Origin of the sequence: Mesorhizobium sp. M7A.F.Ca.CA.002.09.1.1, assembly GCF_003998555.1 — a bacterium.
Classification (GTDB): Bacteria; Pseudomonadota; Alphaproteobacteria; order Rhizobiales; family Rhizobiaceae; genus Mesorhizobium; species Mesorhizobium ciceri.
In genome coordinates this window covers 1-1,941 of sequence record NZ_RZRR01000984.1, presented here as the reverse complement: position 1 = coordinate 1,941, position 1,941 = coordinate 1, and the positions used below count along the sequence as shown (strand labels likewise).

General features: G+C 64.6%; 3 protein-coding genes. All 3 read left to right on the top strand.

Annotation, left to right across the window (positions count from 1 at the left end):
- Positions 1-112: 112 nt before the first annotated feature.
- Positions 113-907 carry an ABC transporter permease gene (locus tag EN994_RS29235; protein WP_245466115.1) on the top strand — a complete coding sequence of 265 codons (795 nt, stop codon included), beginning with the start codon at positions 113-115 and terminating at the stop codon, positions 905-907.
- Positions 904-1,692 (top strand): ABC transporter permease, encoded by a 789-nt coding sequence (locus EN994_RS29230; protein WP_027160917.1) that lies wholly within the window; start codon positions 904-906, stop codon positions 1,690-1,692. Before EN994_RS29235 ends, EN994_RS29230 begins: the two co-directional genes overlap by 4 nt.
- 1 nt (position 1,693) lies before the next feature.
- A partial coding sequence (locus tag EN994_RS29225) for an ATP-binding cassette domain-containing protein (RefSeq protein WP_127308042.1) occupies positions 1,694-1,941 on the top strand: 248 nt, incomplete at its 3' end.

Genomic DNA, 1,941 nt, shown 5'->3' with positions numbered 1-1,941 from the left:
GAGCCAGACATCGCATACGCCGACGGCCGGGGGTGATCATCCTCGGCCGCCAGGTGCCGTGCGGGCGCCGCAGCGGCGCCCGCGCCTTGCTGCCTATCCTTCGCTGCTGGCGATGCCCGCCTTGGCTTTGCTCATCGCCGCGATGGGCTATCCCTTGCTGACCGTCACGCTGCGCAGCTTCTCGGACCCATCTTGGGGCTTGCAGAACTATGCCTGGTTCTTTTCCACCCCGGTGAATGTCACCGTCCTGTGGCGCACCTTTTCCATCGCAGCCTGGGTCACCATCGTTTGCGTCATCGCCGCCTACCCCTATGCCTATCTCATGACGGCGGTCGGACCGCGCCTGCGGCTGGTCCTCATCCTGTGCGTTTTGGTGCCGTTCTGGGTCAGCGGCGTGGTGCGCACCCTGGCCTGGGTCATCCTGCTGCAGGATTCCGGCATCATCAATTCGGTCATCAGGCTGCTCGGCTTTGACGGCGTGAAGCTGATCCGCACGCAGACCGGCGTCGTCATCGGCATGGCGCAGGTGCTGCTGCCGTTCATGATCCTGCCGCTCTATTCGGTCATGCGCGGCATCGATCTGCGCCTCGTGCAGGCGGCGCGCAGCCTTGGTGCGCGCCCGGCACGCGCCTTCCTGCAAATCTATCTGCCGCTGTCGCTGCCCGGCGTTTTCGCCGGCGCCATCATCGTCTTCATCCTGTCGCTCGGCTTCTACATCACGCCTGCCCTGCTCGGCGGCCCGCGCAGCACCATGCTGTCGACGCTGGTGCAGAGCCAGGTGCTCAGCCTGCTCAACTGGGGCCGCGGCGGCGCCATGGGCGTCGTGCTGCTGGTCGCGACCTTCGTGCTTCTAGCGCTCGCCGCCCCGCTGATGCGCCAGCGCCACAAGCAGGCGTCCAGATCATGAGACTGGCACCATCCCGCCTTCTGCTCGGTCTGTTCTGCCTGCTGGTCGCCGTCTGGCTGGTGATGCCGACGCTGGTCATCATCCCGATGTCATTCAACGAGAAGAAGTCGCTCGCTTTCCCGCCGTCCGGCTTCTCCTGGCAATGGTACGAGAATTTCTTCACCAACCCCGATTGGCTGTCGAGCTTCTTCAATTCGCTGAGGGTCGCGGGCCTCGTCGCCGTCGCCGCCACGCTGATCGGCACGCTGGCGTCGCTCGGCCTCAGCCGCATGAAACATTCCGGCGCCGGCCTGCTGCGCGCCATCCTGATCACGCCGATGATCGTGCCCGGCGTGGTGCTGGCCATCGGCATCTACGCCGTCTATCTCGACTACCAGCTCGTCGGCACCACCACCGGCTTCGTCATCGCACATACGATGCTGGCGATCCCCTTCGTCATCATCGCCGTGTCGGCAAGCCTCGAAGTCTTCGACGCGCGGCTGGAGACGGCGGCGGCAAGTCTCGGCGCCAACCGCTTCACCACATTCCGCACCGTGACCTTGCCGCTGATCGCGCCCGGCATCCTGTCCGGGCTTTTGTTTGCCTTCGTCACCTCCTTCGATGAGATCATCGTCGCGCTGTTCATCACCAGTCCCTACCTGAAGACCTTGCCGGTGCAGATCTTCACCAGCATCACCCGCGACGCCGATCCGACGGTGACGGCCGTCGGAACCATCATCTTCATTGCCACGACGCTGATCATCAGCGCCGGGCTGATCATCAGCTCGAAATCGACGAGGAGTTGAGATGACTGCGAGGAAACGCGGCGCGGCCATCGACATCAAGTGCGCAACCAAGCGCTACGGCAATTTCACCGCACTCGACGATGTCAGCCTGCATATCGAGCCGGGCGAGTTCATGACGCTGCTCGGCCCCAGCGGCTCGGGCAAGACCACGACGCTCAACGTCGTCGCGGGCTTCACCGACCTCACCTCCGGCGACCTCGCCGTTGGCGGCAAAAGCATCGTCGCCCTGCCGGCGCACAAGCGCAACAT